The 6457-nt window shown below is 39.2% G+C and carries 4 protein-coding genes; 3 read left to right on the forward strand and 1 reads right to left on the reverse strand.

The window, feature by feature from the left end:
• Positions 1-381 precede the first annotated feature (381 nt).
• The gene (locus tag BV372_RS20030) at positions 382-1422 is read right to left on the reverse strand and encodes an NADP(H)-dependent aldo-keto reductase (RefSeq protein WP_086688252.1); all 1041 of its coding nucleotides are present in this window, start codon (positions 1420-1422) and stop codon (positions 382-384) included.
• Positions 1423-1953: 531 nt separating this feature from the next.
• On the opposite strand from BV372_RS20030, the gene BV372_RS20035 reads away from it, so the two are divergent.
• The 3 genes from BV372_RS20035 (at position 1954) to BV372_RS20045 (ending at position 6428) form a co-directional block, all read left to right on the forward strand.
• Positions 1954-3693: an iron uptake porin gene (locus BV372_RS20035; RefSeq protein WP_086688254.1), complete on the forward strand. Its 1740-nt coding sequence runs from the start codon at positions 1954-1956 to the stop codon at positions 3691-3693.
• 208 nt (positions 3694-3901) lie between these two features.
• Complete coding sequence (locus BV372_RS20040) at positions 3902-5002, forward strand: sulfonate ABC transporter substrate-binding protein (RefSeq protein WP_086688253.1); 1101 nt, start codon at positions 3902-3904, stop codon at positions 5000-5002.
• 574 nt (positions 5003-5576) lie between these two features.
• On the forward strand, positions 5577-6428 hold the full coding sequence (locus BV372_RS20045; RefSeq protein ID WP_179198164.1) for a hypothetical protein: 852 nt from the start codon (positions 5577-5579) through the stop codon (positions 6426-6428).
• The last annotated feature ends 29 nt before the right edge of the window (positions 6429-6457 follow it).

Here is a 6457-nt window from a genome sequence, read left to right on the forward strand (position 1 = left end):
CAATGCATATTGTCGTTGTACTAGAATTTACAATACCATAAACTACGGTTTACCGCTCAAGTTATAGTATTTTTACTAGATTAAGCCTTGCATAATTTTTTTAGAAAATCAAGGGGAGTTTTTATAAAACTTAAAATTCATCATCAAAGGCTTGCTTTGTCAGCATTAATATGTATATATTTCAGGGTAAATCAGCGTATTTTATTTAAATTTCGACTTTTATAGCGATTTTGCTATATTGCTTTAGCGATGAACTGTATGATTTAATTTATGAGTTTTTACAAAAAATAAGTACCACGTACAAATGGAAAAAATTACTTTAGTGTTTCGGTGGGCATTGCCCACCCTACAAAGTTTTCAAGTTGCCAACAACATAATTAATTATGGTGCTGGATTGGGATAACGTGTATGAACTGCATCTAACTCTGCTAAAATCTCTGGGTTAAGAACTACATTCACACTGTCGATATTTTCCTGTAGTTGTTGTAAGGATGTAGCACCAATAATTGTGCTACTGACAAACCATCGGCTCCGAACAAAAGCCAAAGCTAATTGAGTAGGCTGCAAATTATGTTTTTTAGCAATTTCTACATAAGCTGCTACAGCCTCATTCACATTCTGTTTGAGATAACGTTGTCCAAAACCTTGAAATAAACTTAATCTTGTATTTTCTGGTTTTTTATCTTCTGTGTACTTTCCAGTTAACAAACCAAATCCTAGAGGGCTGTAAGCGAGTAACCCAACATTTGTGTAGTGAGAAACTTCTGCTAAGGCTGAATCAAACACGCGATTTAGCAAATTATAAGCATTTTGAATTGAGATAACTTTGGGTAATCCTAGCTTTTTCGCAACATGAACAAATTTAGTAACACCCCAGGGAGTTTCATTACTCAAACCCAAATAGCGAACTTTACCAGCTTTGATGACATCTGCAAAGGCTGCTAATTGTTCAGAAATTGCTACTGTTTCACGTTCCAACTCCGGTTTATACTCTGTCTGTCCAAATGTGGGAACATAGCGATCGGGCCAGTGAATTTGGTACAAATCAATATAATCTGTTTGCAATCGCTTGAGACTATCATCCACCGCCTGCTTAATGTTATTGTGGTCAATTTTAATATTTCCTCCACGTAACCAATTAATTGGACGACCCGGACCAGCAATTTTTGTAGCAACTATTAGTTGATCTCGCTGCTGTTTTTTCAACCACTCACCAATGTAAGCTTCGGTTTTTCCTTGTGTTTCACCACGTGGCGGTACTGGGTACATCTCCGCAGTATCAATGAAATTAACTCCTTGGGCGATCGCATAATCTAACTGTTGATGGGCCTCTTCAATAGTATTTTGCTGCCCATAAGTCATGGTTCCTAGACAGATTTCCGAAACCTTTAAGTCACTGTCGCCTAGTTGATTGTACTTCATAATTTTGGAATTAATGTTCTTACTTTTGGCAAATATTAAAGTAAAGAAACGCAAAATCTAAACAAAATGCAAAAAATCTATCGATTTAGCGGAGTTAATATCTAAGATACGTATATTATCAGAGCTTTAACGCGGAAACAAGTTATTTTTTTATTTCTCAATTTATATATATTGTGTAGCTAAAAATACTCATTTCCTACAGTTTGTCTGAAATACTGGTATCTAGTAAGATAAAACTACTAAAATTCGACCGAATTATCGTAGTATGTTTTTATAAGGTAGTTTAGTCCTTAGTATATGGCGGTTCTCTCTTACCAGATTTTGCAACTATAAGAGAAAAAATAGAATATTTTTTGAGGAATTACCAGATAAAAAGCTGGAGTCCGAATACTGATGAAACCGCAATCTTGAAGCTTTCGTTTCTTTAGCTGTAGAAAATTTCAAGAAATTTGAAAAAGCTGATGTCATCTGGCTGATGCTTACGGAATTGCAGAAGATTTGTCCTAGACCGAAATTGTGTGTTCTATCAAAATGAAAAAGAATTTCGATAATTTATTGCTGACCTTACCAACGTTTGTAGTGCTGCTTTTATTAGCGACTAACGCGAAAACTTTTGCTCAAGTAGTATCTGCGCAACAAGAAACTGAAACTTCATCATATACTTTATCGCCTTGGGACAAAACTCTGGTTGGGGCTGATTTAACAGCAAATTTTCCTGTCTCAGCCAAGGGTGCGAACATCTACGCGCAAAACACTCCAGAAACAACTCCTGCACAACCAACTATTGATTCACCAGTCACATCAGTATCGGAACTTTCAGATGTACAGCCAACAGACTGGGCATTTCAAGCCCTGCAATCTTTAGTTGAGCGATATGGCTGTATTGTCGGCTATCCTGACAGCCGTTATCGCGGTAATCGTGCCTTAACACGCTACGAATTTGCAGCTGGGTTAAGTTCTTGCTTGGATCAAGTCTCAAAATTGATTGCAACCTCAACATCTGATCTAGCGATAAAACAAGATTTAGAAACTCTACAACGGCTAACAGAGGAATTTAGCCAAGAACTTGCCCAGTTACGAGGAAGATTAGATGGCTTAGAAGCTAGAACAGCACAAGTCGAAGCCAATCAATTTTCAACCACAACTAAATTAGTTGGTGATACCATATTTGTGGTATCAGATGCTGTAGGCGATCGCGCCAATAATACTGCGGCTGATGATACAGGAGATGACAGCAATACAATTTTTAGTTACCGTACTAGGCTTTCCTTACAAACAAGTTTTACTGGCAAAGACCAACTTGTAACAGCTTTACAAGCAGAGAACGTTTCTAACTTAGCAGCCAGTACAGGAACCCACATGACCCGTTTTGCCCTGGATGGTTCTGCTAATTTCGCACAGAATAGCCTGTATCTAGCAAACCTTTACTATCGTTTCCCCATAGGCAAAAAAGCTACTGCTTGGATCGGTCCTAGAACAATGAACTTTCCTCTTTGGGTACCCACACTCAACGCCTTAAATGGTAACCCGCTACAAGGTGGTTTTTCCCGATTTGGACAGTTTAACCCCACTGTTTACCGTCCTGGTTTTGATGGTGCAGGTGCGGCTTTTGCATACAAATTTAACGATCAACTGCAAATACATTTAGGTTACATAGCCGATAGTTTCTTTGCTAATCAGCCCCAAAATGGAGTTTTTAATAATAGTTCCCAAGCTTCTCTTGCTCAAATCACATTCTCACCTAGTAAACAATTTGATTTAGGTCTGACTTATGTCCGCAAATACTTTCCTACCAATTCTGGTAATAACTTGACTGGTGGTACAGGTAGCGCTTTCGCCAGAAATCCTTTTGGACAACTTGCTACTACATCTGATAACTTTGGCTTGGAATTCAATTGGCGAGTCAGCCAGCGATTTAATTTTGGTGGTTGGTTTGGTTACACCCTAGCTCATCAAGAAGTTGGCGCTGAAAATGATGCCACAATCATTAATGCTGCTCTCACCTTTGGTTTTCCAGACTTATTCAAAAAAGGTAACGTAGGTGGTATTACTGTAGGGATACCGCCTAAAGTTACTAGCAACGACTTTGTACAAGCTGGACAACGACGAGAAGACCCTGATACATCTTTACACTTTGAAACTTTCTACCGTTTCCGGGTGAATGATAACATCAGCGTCACTCCGATTTTCTACTTTATTACCAAACCAGAGCATAATGCCGCAAACGACTCAATCTGGGTTGGGGTTCTCCGCACAAGCTTTACGTTCTAAGTAGCAATCAACCAGTTTAGATTAAAAGTCTTGACTACAAAACGTCTCTAGCCATCCTGAACAATACTACCTCTCCCAATTTGCGATCGCTGTTTTTTTATCAAGGAATGTGGATTTAAAGTTTTGTACTTTGTTTATCTATATCCTTAAATTACGGTAAATTGATAGATTTAATGTACAATCAATAATTTTAGAGAGGTAAATTTTGATGATGAGTTCAATACTCCAACGATTGATTGCAGCATTGAATAAATTTTGGTTTTCTTACTTTGCGCGTCAACACACTTTATTCCCACTTATACCTCTTCCTATTGCTGGGGCTTTCATTACTGGATTATGTCTCAGTTTGTTATTTGCAGCTTGCACAGCCAATAATCTCAATAATACTACTGCTAGCTCTGCTAATAATTCCAATCAAACCAAGGCATCAGTAGTTAAGTTTGGCTATCAAAAATCAGCAATTCTGATCAAGAGTAAAGGCATTTTAGAAAAGCGTTTACAACCTGAAGGTGTCTCTGTAGAGTGGATAGAATTTCCAGCAGGTCCACAGCTTTTGGAAGCAATGAATGTTGGCAGTATTGATTTTGGGCATACCGGAGAATCACCGCCAATTTTTGCACAAGCTGCGGGAGCATCATTAACTTATATTGCGGGAATCGCTTCTAATCCTGCGGGTCAAGCTATTGTTGTTCCCCCAGATTCTCCTATTAAAACAGTGACTGACTTGAAAGGCAAAAAAGTTGCTTTTCAAAAAGGCTCTAGCGCTCATTATATGCTATTGCAAGTTTTAGAAAAATTTGGCTTGCAATACAGTGATATTCAACCGATATATCTACCACCTGCTGATGCACGTGCCGCATTAGTTAAGGGTAGTTTAGATGCTTGGGTAATTTGGGACCCATTTTATGCAGCAGCGCAGAAAGCTATAAATGCTCGTGTTTTGATTGATGGCAGAGAAGTTAACAAACAAGGGGGATATTATCTAGCTAGCCGCAAGTTTGCTACCGAGAATCCAGAAACAATTAAGGCGATATTAGAGGAAATTAAAACCCTGGAAGAATGGTCTGATAAACATCGGGATGAGGTAGCAGCTATACTCTCACCAGCATTGGGTATTGATTTAGAAACGATGAAAATAGCGACACAAAGAAGAAAATTTGGTGTTGTGCCAATTGATAGCAATTTGATTGCTTTACAACAGAAAGTTGCTGACAAATTCTATGAATTAAAATTGATTCCTAAACAGATTGATGTGAAAGAAGCAATGCTATCACCAGAGCAATATGCAGCTTTTTCACCAAAAATTTAGGTATTAGCAATCCTATTTGATTTCAGAAAATTTGCTGTATCCATATCCCTGAATTCTCTAAGAAATTGGGGATGTAACTTTTCACAAAAATAACCCTTAAAGCATTGCATTTTCTCGGAAAAATTGATGTAAGGATTACTTGATTTCCACCATTTTTTATGCGAAAGTGTGATTGAATCTCTAAAATAGAGTAAATCGATACAATTACAAAATTAAGATAATAAACTGGAAAAAACTTGCTGGGTGTAGCTATGTAATTGGAACTATGCTTTAGCCCCAGGAACTTACTATCAATTTCAGAACAACTATAGCAGCATAAGAGTCATGCGATCGCGCTTTTAAGAATAGCAATAAATGCTTACATGACTGTCAAAAGCGAAAACATGCAGCGCAAGTTAATTTCCAGTAGTACAACCCCAGATTTTATCCCAAATCCAATTGAGATTGCCCTCTTTTTCTAGTGATGGGTGCCTCAAATTATGTTTGACTCCAAGCTTTTACTAGCTGTAAGTCACTTACTTTAGTCACCCATGACTACTTTTTTAGATAATTTTTTGCCAGTGGAGAACATCCCATGACAGTAGATTCCAATTCTCACGAAAGTTCCGAACAAGATGGTCTAGTTTCTAGCGAAACAGCGCAAGTTAAGCACCCCCGACGCTTCTTCCTTGGTGCTAGCAGGCGATCGTTTTTGGGTCGTGCCGGTTTGTTTACTACCGCTAGTGTGGTTGCTGGGGTTTTGGGTTCACCCTTAGCTTCTAAGAAGGGAGAAGGTATTGTCCAGGCCAAAGAAGCTGCTGGAAAATCCGACCATAACAACTTACGTGAGAAAGCCTTTCAAGTGCGTACAACAGCAGCGAAGGTTAATCGTGAAATTGCCATTCCTCCCCATCCCACCAACGGAGATGAGGCGAAGTACGCCAATAAAATTGCCACAGATACACGAGGATTGCCCCATAACCAGCTGGGCGAGGTGGATCTAAAGGCATATCAATCTTTTATTAATGCGCTCAACTCTGGCGATCCCAACGAGTATGAAAAGATCGTTTTGGGTGGCAAACGCAAGCTTGTACAACCACTCACACCCTTAGCGATTAGCTTGAGTGGGGTGAATACCTGCCAATTGGCGATTCCAGTACCACCGACCCTCGACAGTGCAGAGCAAGCGGCTGAATTCCTCGAAATTGCTTGGCAACAACTCTTGCAGGATGTACCCTTTAGCGAATTCCGCAATGACACAACTAACCCGCTGATTCTGGCAGCCGTTCAGGATTTGAATAGGTTGTCAGCATTCAAAGGGCCTAAACACAAAGGACGAGTTACACCAGAACTCCTATTTCGAGGCACTGCAATTTATGTTGATGCCTCTGGTCAAACGAGTTACCATACCCTGCCAGGGCAGGGCTGTTTCATTCCACAAGGGTAAGAAGTTTGTCAATATCATGAGAGAGAAAT

It is taken from the genome of Nostoc sp. T09, assembly GCF_002154695.1.
Classification (GTDB): domain Bacteria; phylum Cyanobacteriota; class Cyanobacteriia; order Cyanobacteriales; family Nostocaceae; genus Aulosira.

What these genes read in the sequence shown, in the direction of transcription:
- BV372_RS20030 (WP_086688252.1), bottom strand. Translation starts at nt 1,422, where the DNA reads ATGAAGTACAATCAACTAGGCGACAGTGACTTAAAGGTTTCGGAAATC.
- BV372_RS20035 (WP_086688254.1), top strand. Translation starts at nt 1,954, where the DNA reads ATGAAAAAGAATTTCGATAATTTATTGCTGACCTTACCAACGTTTGTA.
- BV372_RS20040 (WP_086688253.1), top strand. Translation starts at nt 3,902, where the DNA reads ATGATGAGTTCAATACTCCAACGATTGATTGCAGCATTGAATAAATTT.
- BV372_RS20045 (WP_179198164.1), top strand. Translation starts at nt 5,577, where the DNA reads ATGACAGTAGATTCCAATTCTCACGAAAGTTCCGAACAAGATGGTCTA.